The following is a 16,023-nucleotide window of genomic DNA, read 5'->3' on the forward strand; positions in this document are numbered from 1 at the left end:
CATGCTGCTGCTGCTCGCTGAGTACCTGCAACAGTTCTACAAGGGGTTCGGGGTGTTCCAGTACCTGACCCTGCGCGGGATTCTCGGCGTCCTCACGGCGCTGTCGCTGTCGCTGTGCCTCGGACCCTGGATGATCCGCACCCTGCAGGTGCGCCAGATCGGCCAGTCCGTACGCAACGACGGGCCGCAATCGCACCTCTCCAAGTCCGGCACCCCAACCATGGGCGGTGCGTTGATCCTCACCGCCATCGGCATCAGCACGCTGCTCTGGGCCGACTTGTCCAACCGCTACGTCTGGGTGGTCCTCGGTGTGACCCTGCTGTTCGGCGCCATCGGCTGGGTGGACGACTACCGCAAGGTGATCGAGAAGAACTCCCGTGGCCTGCCGAGCCGCTGGAAGTACTTCTGGCAATCGGTGTTCGGTATCGGCGCGGCGGTCTTCCTTTATATGACCGCCACCAGCCCGGTGGAGACCACCCTGATCCTGCCGCTGATCAAGGATGTGGGCATCCCGCTGGGCGCGGGCTTCATCGTGCTGACCTACTTCGTGATCGTCGGCTCGAGCAACGCGGTGAACCTGACCGACGGCCTGGACGGCCTGGCGATCATGCCGACCGTGATGGTCGGCGGCGCGCTGGGGATCTTCTGCTACCTGTCGGGCAACATCAAGTTCGCCGAATACCTGTTCATCCCCTACGTGCCGGGTGCGGGCGAGCTGATCGTGTTCTGCGCCGCCCTGGTCGGTGCCGGCCTCGGCTTCCTCTGGTTCAACACCTATCCGGCCCAGGTCTTCATGGGTGACGTCGGCGCCCTGGCGCTGGGCGCCGCCCTGGGCACCATCGCCGTGATCGTGCGCCAGGAAGTGGTGCTGTTCATCATGGGCGGCGTGTTCGTCATGGAGACCCTGTCCGTGATGATCCAGGTCGCCTCGTTCAAGCTGACCGGCCGTCGTGTATTCCGCATGGCCCCTATCCACCACCACTTCGAACTGAAAGGCTGGCCCGAGCCCCGCGTGATCGTGCGCTTCTGGATCATTACCGTGATCCTCGTGCTGATCGGCCTCGCCACCTTGAAGCTGCGTTGAGGAGACCATGAGCCTGATCGCTTCCGACCAGTTCCGCATCGTTGTCGGCCTCGGCAAGAGCGGCATGTCCCTGGTGCGCTTCCTGGCGCGCCAGGGCGTGCGTTTCGCCGTGGCCGACACGCGCGAGAATCCGCCCGAGCTGGCCACCCTGCGTGCCCAGTACCCGGGCGTGGAAGTGCGTTGCGGCGAACTGGACGTGGACTTCCTCAGCCGTGCCAGCGAGCTTTACGTGAGCCCCGGCCTGGCCCTGGCCACCCCGGCGCTGCAGGAAGCGGCCAAGCGCGGCGTCAAGCTGTCTGGTGATATCGAACTGTTCGCCCGCTACGCCAAGGCGCCGATCGTCGCCATCAGCGGTTCCAATGCCAAGAGCACCGTCACCACCCTGGTGGGCGAGATGGCGCTGGCGGCCGGGCGCAAGGTCGCCGTTGGCGGCAACCTGGGCACTCCGGCGCTGGATCTGCTGGCCGACGACATCGACCTGTATGTCATGGAACTGTCCAGCTTCCAGCTGGAAACCACCGATCGGCTCAATGCCGAGGTGGCCACGGTGCTCAACGTCAGCGAAGACCATATGGATCGCTACGCCGACATGCAGGCCTATCACCTGGCCAAGCACCGCATCTTCCGCGGCGCCCGGCAGGTGGTGGTCAATCGTGGCGATGCGTTATCCCGTCCGCTGGTGGCCGATCAGTTGCCGTGCTGGACCTTCGGCCTGAACAAACCCGACTTCAAGGGCTTCGGCCTGGTCGAGGAGGATGGCGAGAAGTACCTGGCCTTCCAGTTCGACAAGCTGCTGCCCGTGCGCGAGCTGAAGATCCGTGGTGCCCATAACCAGGCCAATGCCCTGGCGGCCCTGGCCCTCGGCCATGCAGTGGGGCTGCCCATGGAACCGATGCTGGACACCCTGAAGACCTTCGCCGGCCTGGCCCATCGCTGCCAGTGGGTACGCGAGCGCAACGGCGTGGCGTATTACGACGACTCCAAGGCCACCAACGTCGGCGCCGCTTTGGCGGCGATCGAAGGGCTGGGCGCCGACATCGATGGCAAGCTGGTGCTGATCGCCGGCGGCGATGGCAAGGGCGCCGACTTCTCCAGCATGCGCGAGCCCGTTGCGCGCTTCTGCCGTGCCGTGGTGCTGCTGGGGCGTGATGCCGAGCAGATCGCCTCTGTCCTGGGCGATGCATTGCCGCTGGTACGGGTGCGCACCCTGGATGAGGCCGTGAGCCGTTGCGCCGAACTCGCCCAGGAAGGGGACGCCGTGCTGCTGTCGCCCGCCTGTGCCAGTCTCGACATGTTCAAGAACTTCGAAGAACGCGGGCGCCTGTTCGCCCAGGCTGCGGAGGGTCTTGCCTGATGCTGGCCCGCCTGTTCGCCCTGCAGTCGCCACTGCGCAGTCGCCGTGGCATCGACCTGGACTTCCCGCTGCTCGCGGGTTGCCTGGCGCTGCTCGGCCTGGGCCTGGTGATGATCACCTCGGCGTCGTCCGAGGTGGCGGCAGCGCTGTCCGGCAATCCGCTTTATCACTCCATCCGCCATCTGATCTACCTGGCCATCGGCGGGGTCGCCTGCATCATTACCCTGCAGGTGCCCATGAGCTTCTGGCAGCGCCATGGCGCGCGCCTGATGCTGCTCGCCTTCGTGCTGCTGATCCTGGTGCTGCTGCCGGGCATCGGTCGCGAGGTCAACGGTGCCAAGCGCTGGATCGGCTTCGGCCTGTTCAACCTGCAGCCGTCCGAACTGGCCAAGCTGTTCACCGTGATGTTCATCGCCGGCTACCTGGTGCGTCGCCAGGATGAAGTGCGCGAGAAGCTCACCGGTTTCATCAAGCCCATGCTGGTGCTCGGCCCCATCGCCGTGCTGCTGCTGGCGGAGCCGGACTTCGGCGCCACCGTCGTGCTGGTGGGCTCGTGCATCGCCATGCTGTTCCTCGGCGGCATCAACCTGGTGCGCTTCGTACCGCTGGTCGGTGCGGTACTGGGGGCCGGGATACTGGTGATGACCAGCCAGAGCTACCGGATGCAGCGTCTGACCAACTTCATCGACCCCTGGGCCGACCAATACGGCGCCGGCTACCAGTTGAGCCAGGCGCTGATCGCCTTCGGCCGTGGCGAATGGTTCGGCGTCGGCCTGGGCAACAGCATCCAGAAGCAGTTCTACCTGCCCGAGGCGCATACCGACTTCGTCTTCGCCGTGTTGGCGGAGGAGCTGGGCATGGTCGGCGCACTGGCGACGGTCGGCCTGTTCGTGTTCGTCAGCGTGCGCGCGCTGCACATCGGCCTGTGCGCCGAGCGCGCGCGCCAGTATTTCTCGGCCTATGTGGCCTATGGCCTGGCCTTCCAGTGGATCGGCCAGGTGCTGATCAACATCGGCGTGAACGTCGGCCTGCTGCCGACCAAGGGCCTGACCCTGCCGTTCCTCAGCTACGGCGGCAGCTCCCTGGTGATCTGCTGCGTCTGCCTCGCGCTGCTGCTGCGGATCGAATGGGAGAGCCGGACCCATCTGGGCAATGAAGACATCGAGTTCGTCGAGAGCGACTTCCTCGAAGAAGAGGTGCGCCCATGAGTGGCAACGTATTGATCATGGCCGGCGGCACCGGTGGGCATGTGTTCCCCGCCCTGGCCTGCGCCCGTGAGTTCCAGTCCCGTGGCTACAGCGTGCACTGGCTGGGCACCCCGCGCGGCATCGAGAACGACCTGGTGCCCCAGGCCGGCCTGCCGCTGCACCTGATCCAGGTCACCGGCCTGCGTGGCAAGGGTGTGAAATCCCTGCTCAAGGCTCCGTTCGCCCTGGTGCGCTCGCTGTTCCAGGCGCGCCGTGTGGTGAGCGAGCTGAAGCCCGTCTGCGTACTGGGCATGGGCGGTTACGTGACCGGCCCCGGCGGCCTGGCCGCGCGCCTGGCCGGCGTACCGCTGGTGATCCACGAGCAGAACGCCGTCGCCGGCACCGCCAACCGCAGCCTGGCGCCCTTCGCCAGCCGCGTGTGCGAAGCCTTCCCCGACACCTTCGGCACCAGCGACAAGCGCCGTACCACCGGCAACCCGGTGCGCGAAGAGCTGTTCCTGGAAACTCCGCGCGATGCCCTGGCCGGCCGCACGCCGCGCCTGCTGGTGCTGGGCGGCAGCCTGGGCGCCGAGCCGTTGAACAAATTGCTGCCGGCAGCCGTTGCCTTGCTGCCCGCCGAGCTGCGCCCGCAGGTGTTCCACCAGGCCGGCAAGAATCACGATGGGGTCACCGCGGAGCGTTATCGCGAGGCCGGTGTCGAAGCGGAGGTCGCACCCTTCATCAAGGATATGGCGCGGGCCTATGCCTGGGCCGATCTGGTCATCTGCCGCTCCGGCGCGCTGACCGTCAGCGAGCTCGCCGCCGCCGGGTTGCCGTCCTTCCTGGTGCCGCTGCCCCATGCGATCGACGATCACCAGTCGCGCAATGCCGATTACCTGGCGAAGGAGGGCGCGGCCTTCCTTCTCCCGCAACATGCCACCGACGCGGCCACACTCGCCGCGCGGTTGACCGAGGTACTGATGCAACCCGAACGACTCAAGGCCATGGGCGCTATCGCCCGCAGTCTGGCCAAGCCCGATGCCACCCGCAGCGTGGTCGATATCTGCCTGGAGGTGGCCCATGGTTGAGAGCCAAAAAGCCATGCCGCAACCGGAAATGCGCCGTATCCGCCGCATCCACTTCGTCGGCATCGGCGGCGTGGGCATGTGCGGGATCGCCGAGGTGTTGCTGAACCTCGGTTACAACGTCTCCGGCTCCGACCTCAAGGCCTCGGCCGTGACCGCTCGCCTGGAGACCTTCGGCGCGCAGATCTTCATCGGCCACCGCGCCGAGAACGCCGAGAACGCCGATGTGCTGGTGGTTTCCAGTGCAGTGAACAAGGCCAACCCGGAAGTCGCCGTCGCCCTGGAGCGTCGCATCCCCGTGGTGCCGCGCGCCGAGATGCTGGCCGAACTGATGCGCTACCGCCACGGCATCGCCGTTGCCGGTACCCATGGCAAGACCACCACCACCAGCCTGATCGCCTCGGTATTCGCCGCCGGTGGCCTGGACCCGACCTTCGTCATCGGCGGCCGCCTGAACGCCGCCGGCACCAACGCGCAACTGGGCACCAGCCGCTACCTGGTGGCCGAAGCCGATGAAAGCGATGCCAGCTTCCTGCACCTGCAGCCGATGGTCGCCGTGGTCACCAACATCGACGCCGACCACATGAGCACCTATGGCGGCGACTTCAACAAGCTGAAGAAGACCTTCGTCGAGTTCCTCCACAACCTGCCGTTCTATGGCCTGGCAGTGCTCTGCGTGGACGACCCGGTGGTGCGCGAGATCCTCCCGCAGGTGGCGCGCCCGACCGTGACCTACGGCTTCGCCGAGGACGCCGACCTGCGCGCCATCAACGTGCGCCAGCAGGGCATGCAGACCTTCTTCACCGTGCTGCGCAAGGACCGTGCGCCGCTGGACGTCTCGGTGAACATGCCGGGCAACCACAACGTATTGAACGCGCTGGCGACTATCGCCATCGCCACCGATGAAGGCATCGATGACGAGGCCATCGTCCGTGGCCTGTCGGGCTTCCAGGGCGTGGGCCGCCGCTTCCAGGTCTACGGCGAGCTGCAGGTCGAAGGCGGCAGCGTGATGCTGGTCGACGACTATGGCCACCACCCGCGCGAAGTCGCGGCGGTGATCAAGGCCGTACGGGGCGGCTGGCCGGAGCGCCGCCTGGTGATGGTCTACCAGCCGCACCGCTACAGCCGCACCCGTGATCTGTACGACGACTTCGTGCAGGTGCTGGGCGAGTCCAACGTGCTGCTGCTGATGGAGGTCTACCCGGCGGGCGAAGAGCCCATCCCCGGTGCGGACAGCCGCCAGCTGTGCCACAGCATCCGCCAGCGCGGCCAGCTGGACCCGATCTACATCGAGCGCGGCGTCGACCTGGCGCCGCTGGTCAAGCCGCTGCTGCGCGCTGGCGACATCCTGCTTTGCCAGGGCGCCGGCGATATCGGTGGCCTGGCCCCGCAACTGATCCAGAACCCGATGTTCGGTGGCGCCGGTGATGCCGCCGCGAGGAAAGAGTCATGAGTGCGAACCTGAAGTCCACGCTCGATCCCAAGGCGTTCGGTCGTGTCGCCGTGCTCTACGGCGGTCGCAGTGCCGAGCGTGAAGTGTCGCTGAAGTCCGGCAGCATGGTTCTGGAAGCGCTCCAGGGCGCAGGCGTCGACGCCTTCGGTATCGACGTTGGCGATGACCTGCTGCAGCGCCTGGCCGCCGAGAAGATCGACCGCGCCTTCATCGTCCTCCACGGCCGTGGCGGCGAAGACGGCAGCATGCAGGGCCTGCTGGAGTGCCTGGGCATCCCCTACACCGGCAGCGGTGTACTGGCGTCCGCCCTGGCGATGGACAAGCTGCGTACCAAGCAGGTGTGGCAGAGCCTCGGCCTGTCCACGCCGCGTCACGCGGTGCTGGCCAGCGAGGTGGATTGCCGCGCGGCGGCCGAGTCCCTGGGCTTCCCGCTGATCGTCAAGCCGGCCCACGAAGGGTCGAGCATCGGCATGGCCAAGGTGGCGGACGTCGAAGCGCTGGTGGAGGCCTGGAAAGGCGCCAGCCGTTACGACTCCCAGGTGCTGGTGGAGCAGTGGATCCACGGTCCGGAGTACACCATCGCGATGCTTCGCGGGCAGGTGCTGCCGCCCATTCGCCTGGGTACGCCGCACACCTTCTACGACTACGACGCCAAGTACCTGGCCAGCGATACCCAGTACCAGATTCCCTGTGGGCTGGATGCGACCAAGGAACAGGAGCTCAAGGACCTGACTGCGCGTGCTTGCGAGGCGGTGGGCACCCAGGGTTGGGCACGTGCCGACGTGATGCAGGACGCCGATGGCCGCTTCTGGCTGTTGGAAGTGAATACCGTTCCAGGCATGACCGACCACAGCCTGGTCCCGATGGCCGCTCGCGCTGCGGGCTTGGATTACCAGCAACTGGTGCTGGCGATCCTGGCCGACAGCGTCGAGGCACGAGGTTAAGCACATGCGTGGCGCCGCGATCCGTCATCCGCAACCCGCCATCGGCCGCGCTCCCCAGCGCAAGCCGGTGCCGCGTGGTGCCAGCCGGATGGTGGCCAAGGAGCCGCTCAGTACCCGCCTGCCCAAGCCGAACTTCAGCGTGTTCAAACGCCTGGTCTGGCCGGTGGTGCTGGTGGTGCTGGGGTTCGGTGCCTATGAAGCGGCGCAGCGGTTGCTGCCCTATGCGGATCGCCCCATCGCCAAGATCAACGTGCAGGGCGACCTGAGCTACATCAGCCAGCAGGCGGTGCAGCAGCGCATCGCCCCGTACATCGCGGCGAGCTTCTTCAGCATCGACCTGGCCGGCATGCGCAGCGAGCTGGAGCAGATGCCCTGGATCGCCCACGCCGAGGTGCGCCGGGTATGGCCGGACCAGGTGATGATCCGCCTGGAAGAACAATTGCCGATCGCCCGCTGGGGCGACGAGGCACTGCTGAACAACCAGGGCCAGGCCTTCACCCCGCGTGAACTGGCCCATTACGAACAACTGCCGCAGCTGTGGGGGCCCCAGCGCGCCCAGGAACAGGTGATGCAGCAGTACCAGATGCTCAGCCAGATGTTGCGCCCGCTCGGGTTCTCCATCACCCGACTGGAGCTGCGCGAGCGCGGCAGCTGGTTCCTGTCCACCGGACAGGGCGTGGAGATCCTCCTGGGTAGGGATCATCTGGTGGAAAAGATGCGTCGCTTCATCTCGATCTACGAGAAGACGCTCAAAGAACAGATCGCCAACATCGAGCGCGTCGACCTGCGTTACCCCAACGGCTTGGCGGTAGCGTGGCGAACCCCGGTAGAGGCACCCGCGGCGGCCGTAGCCAGCCGTGCGAATTGAGGAGAAGGTTAGAACCATGGCAAGCGTGCAGAGCGGCAAGATGATCGTCGGCCTGGATATCGGCACCTCCAAGGTGGTGGCGCTGGTGGGCGAGATCGCGGCCGACGGCCAGCTGGAGATCGTCGGGATCGGCACCCATCCCTCCCGCGGCCTGAAGAAGGGCGTGGTGGTGAACATCGAGTCCACCGTGCAGTCCATCCAGCGCGCGGTGGAAGAGGCGCAGATGATGGCGGGCTGCCGCATCCACTCGGCCTTCGTCGGCGTGGCCGGCAATCACATCCGTAGCCTGAACTCCCATGGCATCGTGGCGATCCGTGATCGCGAGGTGAGCCCGGCGGACATCGAGCGCGTGCTCGACGCCGCTCAGGCCGTCGCCATCCCGGCTGACCAGCGGGTGCTGCACACCCTGGCCCAGGACTACGTGATCGATAACCAGGAAGGGGTGCGCGAACCCCTGGGCATGTCCGGCGTGCGTCTGGAAGCCAAGGTCCACGTGGTGACCTGCGCGGTGAACGCGGCGCAGAACATCGAGAAGTGCGTGCGCCGCTGCGGCCTGGAGGTGGACGACATCATCCTCGAGCAGCTGGCCTCGGCCTACTCGGTGCTCACCGACGACGAGAAGGAGCTGGGCGTGTGCCTGGTGGACATCGGCGGCGGCACCACCGACATCGCCATCTTCACCGAGGGCGCGATCCGTCATACCGCGGTGATCCCGATCGCCGGCGACCAGGTGACCAACGACATCGCCATGGCCCTGCGTACGCCCACCCAGTACGCCGAAGAGATCAAGATCCGCTACGCCTGTGCCCTGGCCAAACTGGCCGGTGCCGGCGAAACCATCAAGGTGCCGAGCGTCGGTGACCGCCCGCCGCGGGAACTCTCGCGCCAGGCACTGGCCGAAGTGGTCGAGCCACGTTACGACGAGCTCTTCACCCTGATCCAGGCCGAGCTGCGCCGCAGCGGCTACGAGGACCTGATCCCGGCGGGCATCGTCCTGACCGGCGGCACCGCGAAGATGGAGGGCGCGGTCGAGCTCGCCGAAGAGATTTTCCACATGCCGGTGCGCCTGGGCGTGCCGCATAGCGTCAAGGGGCTGAGCGACGTGGTGCGCAACCCGATCTACTCGACCGGCGTTGGCCTGCTCATGTACGGCCTGCAGAAGCAGTCCGACGGCATTTCGATGTCCGGCGGTCTGGGCAGCTTCAGTGACGAACCCAAGACACCTGTTCTGGAACGGCTCAAGCGCTGGGTCCAGGGCAACTTCTAAAGAGTTTTGCAGTAGGCGATACAACTAGAAAAGGAAGGAGAGGGGAAATGTTCGAACTCGTAGATAACGTCCCGCAAACCGCGGTGATCAAGGTAATCGGCGTAGGTGGTGGCGGCGGTAACGCGGTCAATCACATGGCCAAGAGCAACATCGAAGGCGTCGAGTTCATCTGCGCCAACACCGATGCCCAGGCTCTGAAGAACGTCGGTGCGCGCACCGTCCTGCAACTCGGCCCAGGCGTTACCAAGGGTCTGGGCGCAGGTGCCAATCCGGAAATCGGCCGCCAGGCCGCCCTGGAAGACCGCGAGCGCATCGCCGAAGTGCTGCAAGGCACCGACATGGTCTTCATCACCACCGGCATGGGTGGCGGTACCGGTACCGGTGCGGCGCCGATCATCGCTGAAGTGGCCAAGGACATGGGCATCCTCACCGTTGCGGTGGTGACCCGTCCGTTCCCGTTCGAAGGCCGCAAGCGCATGCAGATCGCCGATGAGGGCATCCGCGCGCTGTCGGAAAGCGTCGACTCGCTGATCACCATCCCCAACGAGAAGCTGCTGACCATCCTCGGCAAGGACGCAAGCCTGCTGTCCGCGTTCTCCAAGGCGGATGACGTGCTGGCCGGTGCCGTTCGCGGTATCTCCGACATCATCAAGCGTCCCGGCATGATCAACGTCGACTTCGCCGACGTGAAGACCGTGATGAGCGAAATGGGCATGGCGATGATGGGTACCGGCTGCGCCAGCGGTCCGAATCGCGCCCGTGAGGCCACCGAGGAAGCCATCCGCAACCCGTTGCTGGATGACGTCAACCTGCAAGGCGCCCGCGGCATCCTGGTCAACATCACCGCCGGTCCTGACCTGTCCCTGGGTGAGTACTCCGATGTCGGCAACATCATCGAGCAGTTCGCTTCCGAGCACGCCACCGTCAAGGTGGGCACCGTGATCGATCCGGACATGCGCGACGAGCTGCACGTCACCGTGGTCGCCACCGGTCTGGGCGCGCGCCTGGAAAAACCGGTCAAGGTCGTCGACAACACCGTTCAGTCCACCGCCGCCGTGGCCGCCCCGGCACAGCAGCGCGCTGAACAGCCGTCGGTCAACTACCGTGACCTGGACCGTCCGACCGTCATGCGCAACCAGGCTCATGGCAGCGCCGCAACCGCCGCCAAGATGAACCCCCAGGATGACCTGGATTACCTGGACATTCCGGCCTTCCTGCGCCGTCAGGCCGATTGATGAAGTTTATCGACGCTATGTCTGTGATTGGTGTTCAGCAAAGGCCGGTTCTGCTATCATCCCCGGCCATTGTTGAAAACTGTTCGCAACTAGCGCGAAAGCGGCCACTGCCATGATCAAACAACGCACTTTAAAGAACGTCATCCGAGCCACAGGCGTAGGGCTGCACTCCGGGGAAAAGGTCTACCTGACCCTCAAGCCCGCCCCTGTGGATACCGGCATCGTGTTCTGCCGTACCGACCTGGACCCCGTCGTCCAGATCGCCGCCTATGCCGAAAACGTCGGTGAGACCACCATGTCCACCAACCTTTTCAATGGCGACGTCAAGGTCGGCACGGTCGAGCACCTGCTCTCGGCCATGGCTGGCCTGGGCATCGACAACGCCTATGTCGAGCTGTCCGCAGCCGAAGTACCGATCATGGATGGCAGCGCCGGTCCGTTCGTATTCCTCATCCAGTCCGCTGGCCTCGAGGAACAGGACGCAGCCAAGCGCTTCATTCGCATCAAACGTGAAGTGAGCGTGCAGGATGGCGACAAGCGCGCCACCTTCGTACCGTTCGATGGTTTCAAGGTCACTTTCGAGATCGACTTCGACCACCCGGTGGTCAACGGTCGCACTCAGAAAGCGTCTGTCGATTTCTCCAGCACCACCTTCGTCAAGGAAGTCAGCCGCGCCCGTACCTTCGGTTTCGTGCGTGATCTGGAATTCCTTCGCTCGCACAATCTGGCCCTGGGCGGCAGTGTCGAGAACGCCATCGTGGTTGACGAGGACAGCGTATTGAACGAAGACGGCCTCCGTTACGAGGACGAATTCGTCAAGCACAAGATCCTCGATGCCATCGGCGACCTCTACCTGCTCGGCAACAGCCTCATCGGCGAGTTCCGTGGCTACAAGTCCGGTCATGCACTCAACAATCGCCTGCTGCGTGCACTGATCGCCGACAAGGATGCCTGGGAAGTGGTCACCTTCGAAGACGCCAAGACCGCACCCATCTCCTACATGCGCCCGGTAGCGGCCGTGTAAGCAATACCTCTTTCCTTTCTTTGGAGGCCACCCATTGGGTGGCCTCTTTTTTTGTGCTGGAAGAAGGGGAGGGCAGAGCGGCGGATTGTCGCGGAGGATCAGTCGTCGCGGTTTTTGCGGCCGCGTTCGGCAAGGCGCTCCAGGGCGGCGCGCAGCTTCGGGTCTTCGATGCCTTCGGCGGTTGCCTGGATGCTTTCCGCGGCGAAGGCCGACAGTTCGATGGTGCGGCCTGGCGCACGTGCCGAGCCTTGGGGAGGTTGCACCTTGAAGATGATTTTCGTTAAGGTCGCGAACTCTCCGAGTGCCTGGAGCTGGCGCTGCAGTCGACGTTGCTGGTAGCGCAGGCGCGTAGCCCAATGGCCGTCGCTGATGATCAGCATCAGGCAGCCCTCTCGCCACGAGGCGACACGGCAATGCTCGCGCGCTGCAGGTTGCAGTTGGCTTTCCAGCAGATGCTGTAGATGGTCGATGCGCTGGGCCTGGTTGAACAGGGCCTTGAGCGGTTTTTCCTCACGCAGCAGTGCGGCGGGGGACCGGGCCGGCAAGGGACGAAAAGACATGGCAGGACGCCTGAAGAATACAGAGTGGCCATGGTAGCAGAAGGCTGCACCGGGTAATGCTCGATCAATTGGGGAAGTCATGCACATCATTCTTCTGAGCCGCAGGCATGGGGCAGCGCGTTCGCTGAGCCTCGACCTGCGCGTTCTCCTGGCGCTCGGTGGCGTGCTGCTGGCGCTGGTTCTCGCATCGGGGATCGCTCTGGGCGCCTGGATCAAACCGGCCGCGCCCAGCGCCGAAGACAGCCAGCAGATGACCCTCGCGCTCGACGAGCAGCGCAGCCAGGTGAGCCAGGCGCGGGCCGATGCCCAGCGCCAGCTGGACGCTTTTGGTGCGCATATCGCTGATCTCCAGGCCCGCCTCACCCGGCTCGATGCGCTGGGCGAGCGTGTCGCCGAACTGGCTGAGCTGGACTCCAGCGAGTTCGACTTCTCCCTCAATGTCGGCCAGGGTGGCCCGGAAGACCCCCTCGACGCGCCCGCCTACCAGGCCCCGCCCTTCATGGATGTGCTGGACAGCCTCACCGAACGCCTCGAAAGCCGCGAGCAGCAGCTGGAAGTCCTCGAGCAACTGCTGGGCGAACGGCGCATCAGTGCGGCTGAGCACCTGGCCGGGCGCCCGGTGTTGCAGGGCTACATCTCCTCGCCTTTCGGCGTGCGCACCGATCCCCTCACGGGGCGTTTGAGCCGGCACAAGGGCGTGGACTTCGCCGCCAAGGCTGGCAGCGATGTATTGGCCGTCGGGGCGGGTGTCGTCACCTGGTCCGGGCGCAAGACCGGCTACGGCAACATGGTCGAGATCAGCCATGCCGATGGCTATCGCACCCTCTATGCACACAACAAGAAGAACCTGGTGCAGGTCGGTGATCTGGTGCAGCGTGGCCAGGCCATCGCCGAAGTCGGCAGCAGTGGCCGATCCACCGGTGCCCACGTGCATTTCGAGGTCACCCGGGGCGGTGAGGTGGTCAACCCGGCCCTCTATATAGCTCGTTCCGCAGCAGCGGAGTAACGCTACTTTTCTCTACAACGAATCCGGGTAGAATGCCCCCTTCGCAAGCAGCCATGAAGGCTGCGTGGGCGACTCCGGGGCCGCCCCCCATCCATATATGTGGAAGATCCTGTCGATATGTTTGCGCCTTTGTTGAAGAAACTCTTTGGAAGCAAGAACGAGCGCGAAGTGAAGCGCATGGCCAAGGCTGTCCAGGCGATCAACGCCCTGGAAGAGCAGATGGTCGCGCTGTCCGACGAGCAGCTCAGGGCCAAGACCGAAGAGTTCAAGGCGCGAGTGGCCAAAGGTGAAACCCTCGACCAGATCCTGCCTGAAGCCTTTGCCGTGGCCCGCGAGGCCGGCAAGCGCGTGATGGGCATGCGCCACTTTGACGTGCAGCTGATCGGCGGCATGACCCTCCACGAAGGCAAGATCGCCGAGATGCGTACCGGTGAGGGCAAGACCCTCGTGGGTACCCTGCCGGTCTACCTCAACGCGCTGTCCTGCAAGGGAGTGCACGTGGTCACGGTGAACGACTACCTGGCCCGCCGCGACGCCAACTGGATGCGTCCGCTGTACGAATTCCTCGGCCTCAGCCTCGGCATCGTCACCCCGTTCCAGCCGCCGGAAGAAAAGCGCGCCGCCTACGCCGCCGACATCACCTACGGCACCAACAACGAATTCGGTTTCGACTACCTGCGCGACAACATGGCCTTCAGCCTGGAAGACAAATTCCAGCGTGAGCTGAACTTCGCCGTGATCGACGAAGTGGACTCCATCCTCATCGACGAAGCGCGGACCCCGCTGATCATCTCCGGCCAGGCCGAAGACAGCTCCAAGCTGTACATGCAGATCAACGCGCTGATCCCGCGGCTCAAGAAGCACGTCGAGCCGGAAGAGGGCAACGTCGTCCAGGAAGGCCACTACTCGGTCGACGAGAAGACTCGCCAGGTCGAGCTTAACGAACAGGGCCACCAGTTCATCGAAGACATGCTCACCCAGGCCGGCCTGCTGGCCGAAGGCGAGAGCCTGTACTCCGCGCATAACCTGGGCCTGCTGACCCACGTCTACGCTGGCCTGCGCGCGCACACCCTGTTCCACCGCAACGTCGAATACATCGTGCAGAATGATCAGGTCCTGCTGATCGACGAGCACACCGGCCGTACCATGCCCGGCCGCCGCCTCTCTGAAGGCCTGCACCAGGCTATCGAAGCGAAGGAAGGCCTGAACATTCAGGCCGAGAGCCAGACCCTGGCCTCCACCACCTTCCAGAACTACTTCCGCCTTTACTCCAAGCTGTCCGGCATGACCGGTACCGCCGACACCGAAGCCTTCGAATTCCATTCGATCTACGGCCTCGAAGTGATGGTGATCCCGACCCACCGCCCGATCGCTCGGAAGGACTTCAACGACCTGGTCTATCTGACCCAGGAAGAGAAGTACGCCGCCATCATCACCGACATCAAGGACTGCCAGGCCAATGGTCGTCCGGTGCTGGTGGGTACCGCCTCGATCGAAAGCTCCGAGTACGTCTCGCAGCTGCTGGTCAAGGGCGGCATCGAGCACAAGGTACTGAACGCCAAGTACCACGAGAAGGAAGCCGAGATCATTGCCCAGGCCGGTCGTCCGGGCGCCGTGACCATCGCCACCAACATGGCCGGTCGTGGTACCGACATCCTCCTCGGAGGCAACTGGGAGGTCGAAGTCGCCGCCCTGGAGAACGCCACCGAAGAGCAGATCGCGCAGATCAAGGCCGACTGGCAGAAGCGCCACCAGCAGGTGATCGAAGCCGGCGGCCTGCATGTGGTCGCCTCCGAGCGTCACGAGTCCCGCCGTATCGACAACCAGCTGCGTGGCCGTGCCGGTCGCCAGGGTGACCCGGGCTCCAGCCGTTTCTACCTGTCGCTGGAAGACAGCCTGATGCGCATCTTCGCCTCCGACCGGGTGAAGAACTTCATGAAGGCCCTGGGCATGCAGTCCGGCGAAGCCATCGAACATCGCATGGTCACCAACGCCATCGAGAAGGCCCAGCGCAAGGTCGAAGGCCGCAACTTCGACATCCGCAAACAGCTCCTCGAATTCGACGACGTGGCCAACGAGCAGCGCAAGGTGATCTACCACATGCGCAACAGCCTGCTGGCCGCCGACGACATTGGCGAGACCATCGCCGAGTTCCGCGAAGACGTGCTGGGTCGCACCATCGACAGCCACATCCCGCCGCAGTCCCTGCCCGAGCAGTGGGACATCACCGGCCTGGAAATGGCGCTCTACAGCGACTTCGGCATCAAGCTGCCGATCCAGCAGTGGCTGGACGAAGACGACAAGCTGTTCGAAGACACCCTGCGCGAGAAGATCCTCGAGCAGCTGACCATCGCCTACAACGAGAAGGAAGAGCTCGCCGGCGCCGAAGCCCTGCGCTCCTTCGAGAAGCAGATGCTGCTGCGCGTGCTGGACGACCTGTGGAAGGACCACCTGTCCACCATGGATCACCTGCGCCACGGTATCCACCTGCGCGGTTACGCACAGAAGAACCCCAAGCAGGAATACAAGCGCGAATCCTTCACCCTGTTCCAGGAGCTGCTGGATTCCATCCGTCGCGACACCATCCGCGTGCTGTCCCATGTCCAGGTCCGTCGTGAAGACCCGGCCGAGGAAGAGGCCCGCCTGCGCCGCGAGGCCGAGGAACTGGCCAAGCGCATGCAGTTCCAGCACGCCGAAGCCCCGGGTCTCGAAGAACCCCAGGAGCTGGGCGAAGAGGGCGACGTAGCCGTTGCCGCTGCGCCGGTCCGCACCGAGCCCAAGGTCGGCCGCAACGAGCCCTGCCCCTGCGGCTCCGGCAAGAAATACAAGCACTGCCACGGCCAGATCAGCTGAGGCTAAGCTGTAGTTCCCCACGCCGCGACCGGCTCAGCCGCTCGCGGCGTTTTCAACTCGACATCCCCAGAACGGTGGCGCTCCGGCACCGCCGCTTCACCTG

General features: G+C 64.9%; 13 protein-coding genes. 12 read left to right on the plus strand and 1 reads right to left on the minus strand.

Annotated elements, in window-relative coordinates; translation table 11 throughout:
- The first annotated feature begins 1 nt into the window (after nt 1).
- The 10 genes from mraY (at nt 2) to lpxC (ending at nt 11,501) form a co-directional block, all read left to right on the plus strand.
- Entirely contained in the window at nt 2-1,084 is a 1,083-nt protein-coding gene (gene mraY, locus ACXI0U_RS02760; RefSeq protein WP_021218776.1) for a phospho-N-acetylmuramoyl-pentapeptide-transferase, read from the plus strand.
- 7 nt (nt 1,085-1,091) lie between these two features.
- Nucleotides 1,092-2,438: a UDP-N-acetylmuramoyl-L-alanine--D-glutamate ligase gene (murD, locus tag ACXI0U_RS02765; protein ID WP_479549697.1), complete on the plus strand. Its 1,347-nt coding sequence runs from the start codon at nt 1,092-1,094 to the stop codon at nt 2,436-2,438.
- Nucleotides 2,438-3,646, plus strand: coding sequence for a putative lipid II flippase FtsW (gene ftsW, locus ACXI0U_RS02770; protein WP_021218774.1), 1,209 nt, complete (start codon nt 2,438-2,440; stop codon nt 3,644-3,646). The genes murD and ftsW overlap by 1 nt, the downstream gene beginning before the upstream one ends.
- Nucleotides 3,643-4,713 (plus strand): undecaprenyldiphospho-muramoylpentapeptide beta-N-acetylglucosaminyltransferase, encoded by a 1,071-nt coding sequence (gene murG / locus ACXI0U_RS02775; RefSeq protein ID WP_043241417.1) that lies wholly within the window; start codon nt 3,643-3,645, stop codon nt 4,711-4,713. The genes ftsW and murG overlap by 4 nt, the downstream gene beginning before the upstream one ends.
- Nucleotides 4,706-6,163, plus strand: coding sequence for a UDP-N-acetylmuramate--L-alanine ligase (gene murC, locus ACXI0U_RS02780; protein ID WP_479549698.1), 1,458 nt, complete (start codon nt 4,706-4,708; stop codon nt 6,161-6,163). Before murG ends, murC begins: the two co-directional genes overlap by 8 nt.
- Nucleotides 6,160-7,107 carry a D-alanine--D-alanine ligase gene (locus ACXI0U_RS02785; RefSeq protein WP_479549699.1) on the plus strand — a complete coding sequence of 316 codons (948 nt, stop codon included), beginning with the start codon at nt 6,160-6,162 and terminating at the stop codon, nt 7,105-7,107. The genes murC and ACXI0U_RS02785 overlap by 4 nt, the downstream gene beginning before the upstream one ends.
- Before the next feature lie 4 nt (nt 7,108-7,111).
- A complete protein-coding gene (locus ACXI0U_RS02790) occupies nt 7,112-7,975 on the plus strand; it encodes a cell division protein FtsQ/DivIB (protein WP_021218770.1) in 864 nt (287 codons plus the stop codon).
- A 16-nt stretch (nt 7,976-7,991) separates the two neighbouring features.
- Nucleotides 7,992-9,242, plus strand: a complete 1,251-nt coding sequence (ftsA, locus tag ACXI0U_RS02795; protein ID WP_021218769.1) for a cell division protein FtsA — start codon at nt 7,992-7,994, stop codon at nt 9,240-9,242.
- Nucleotides 9,243-9,289: 47 nt separating this feature from the next.
- Nucleotides 9,290-10,477, plus strand: coding sequence for a cell division protein FtsZ (gene ftsZ / locus ACXI0U_RS02800; protein ID WP_021218768.1), 1,188 nt, complete (start codon nt 9,290-9,292; stop codon nt 10,475-10,477).
- Between the two features lie 112 nt (nt 10,478-10,589).
- Nucleotides 10,590-11,501, plus strand: coding sequence for a UDP-3-O-acyl-N-acetylglucosamine deacetylase (gene lpxC, locus ACXI0U_RS02805; protein WP_021218767.1), 912 nt, complete (start codon nt 10,590-10,592; stop codon nt 11,499-11,501).
- A 98-nt stretch (nt 11,502-11,599) separates the two neighbouring features.
- Here the strand turns inward: lpxC and ACXI0U_RS02810 are convergent, their stop codons facing one another.
- A complete protein-coding gene (locus tag ACXI0U_RS02810) occupies nt 11,600-12,061 on the minus strand; it encodes a DciA family protein (protein ID WP_021218766.1) in 462 nt (153 codons plus the stop codon).
- Nucleotides 12,062-12,140: 79 nt separating this feature from the next.
- Between ACXI0U_RS02810 and ACXI0U_RS02815 the strand changes: the two genes are divergently transcribed.
- Nucleotides 12,141-13,067, plus strand: a complete 927-nt coding sequence (locus ACXI0U_RS02815; protein WP_021218765.1) for a M23 family metallopeptidase — start codon at nt 12,141-12,143, stop codon at nt 13,065-13,067.
- A gap of 117 nt (nt 13,068-13,184) precedes the next feature.
- The gene (secA, locus tag ACXI0U_RS02820; RefSeq protein WP_316923930.1) at nt 13,185-15,920 is read left to right on the plus strand and encodes a preprotein translocase subunit SecA; all 2,736 of its coding nucleotides are present in this window, start codon (nt 13,185-13,187) and stop codon (nt 15,918-15,920) included.
- The last annotated feature ends 103 nt before the right edge of the window (nt 15,921-16,023 follow it).

The sequence above is a fragment of the Pseudomonas sp. C9D1 genome, from assembly GCF_056491235.1.

What these genes read in the sequence shown, in the direction of transcription:
- murD (WP_479549697.1), top strand. Translation starts at nt 1,092, where the DNA reads ATGAGCCTGATCGCTTCCGACCAGTTCCGCATCGTTGTCGGCCTCGGC.
- ACXI0U_RS02815 (WP_021218765.1), top strand. Translation starts at nt 12,141, where the DNA reads ATGCACATCATTCTTCTGAGCCGCAGGCATGGGGCAGCGCGTTCGCTG.
- ftsA (WP_021218769.1), top strand. Translation starts at nt 7,992, where the DNA reads ATGGCAAGCGTGCAGAGCGGCAAGATGATCGTCGGCCTGGATATCGGC.
- ACXI0U_RS02785 (WP_479549699.1), top strand. Translation starts at nt 6,160, where the DNA reads ATGAGTGCGAACCTGAAGTCCACGCTCGATCCCAAGGCGTTCGGTCGT.
- secA (WP_316923930.1), top strand. Translation starts at nt 13,185, where the DNA reads ATGTTTGCGCCTTTGTTGAAGAAACTCTTTGGAAGCAAGAACGAGCGC.
- mraY (WP_021218776.1), top strand. Translation starts at nt 2, where the DNA reads ATGCTGCTGCTGCTCGCTGAGTACCTGCAACAGTTCTACAAGGGGTTC.
- ftsZ (WP_021218768.1), top strand. Translation starts at nt 9,290, where the DNA reads ATGTTCGAACTCGTAGATAACGTCCCGCAAACCGCGGTGATCAAGGTA.
- ACXI0U_RS02790 (WP_021218770.1), top strand. Translation starts at nt 7,112, where the DNA reads ATGCGTGGCGCCGCGATCCGTCATCCGCAACCCGCCATCGGCCGCGCT.
- ftsW (WP_021218774.1), top strand. Translation starts at nt 2,438, where the DNA reads ATGCTGGCCCGCCTGTTCGCCCTGCAGTCGCCACTGCGCAGTCGCCGT.
- murG (WP_043241417.1), top strand. Translation starts at nt 3,643, where the DNA reads ATGAGTGGCAACGTATTGATCATGGCCGGCGGCACCGGTGGGCATGTG.
- murC (WP_479549698.1), top strand. Translation starts at nt 4,706, where the DNA reads ATGGTTGAGAGCCAAAAAGCCATGCCGCAACCGGAAATGCGCCGTATC.
- lpxC (WP_021218767.1), top strand. Translation starts at nt 10,590, where the DNA reads ATGATCAAACAACGCACTTTAAAGAACGTCATCCGAGCCACAGGCGTA.
- ACXI0U_RS02810 (WP_021218766.1), bottom strand. Translation starts at nt 12,061, where the DNA reads ATGTCTTTTCGTCCCTTGCCGGCCCGGTCCCCCGCCGCACTGCTGCGT.